This window comes from Chitinivorax sp. PXF-14, assembly GCF_040812015.1.
GTDB lineage: Bacteria > Pseudomonadota > Gammaproteobacteria > Burkholderiales > SCOH01 > JBFNXJ01.
Window position 1 is genome coordinate 1 of sequence record NZ_JBFNXJ010000052.1, and the last position, 413, is coordinate 413.

Sequence of the window (413 nt, forward strand, 5' to 3'; positions counted from 1 at the left end):
GTGCCGCAGACCGCGCAGCTTCTTGCCGGAGCCGGCCACCTGCACCTTGGCATCGTTGCGCGTGACGATCGTGCCGGCCTGCCAGACGCGCCCCTGGCCACATGCCTCGGGGAAATCCATCTGCAGGCGGGGATTGAACGCCAGCTCGGCCTTGATCGCCTCCAGCATCGGATACGCCTGGTCGATGCTGTCCATCACGATCAAGCGTGCATGACTTCCGGCCCGAGATCACCACGGTGATCGACATCGGCACGCGGCGCGTGGTCGGCTTCTCGGTCGACCTGGCGGAATCGGGCCTGGCGGTGATCGACGCGCTGCGCCACGCCGCCATCAGCAGCGGCGTCAACGCGATCTGCCGGATGCGGTTCACCGGCATCGAGCACTCGCTGATCCAGCGGTAATAGGTCTTCAAT

At 65.9% G+C, this 413-nt stretch carries 1 protein-coding gene and 1 pseudogene; one reads left to right on the top strand and one right to left on the bottom strand.

Features of this window, described 5'->3' with window-relative positions:
- Positions 1–204: pseudogene (locus tag ABWL39_RS20905) on the bottom strand (hypothetical protein); the annotation flags it as partial.
- A gap of 2 nt (positions 205–206) precedes the next feature.
- Here ABWL39_RS20905 and ABWL39_RS20910 point away from each other — a divergent pair.
- The gene (locus ABWL39_RS20910; RefSeq protein ID WP_367796147.1) at positions 207–401 is read left to right on the top strand and encodes a hypothetical protein; all 195 of its coding nucleotides are present in this window, start codon (positions 207–209) and stop codon (positions 399–401) included.
- Positions 402–413 lie beyond the last annotated feature (12 nt).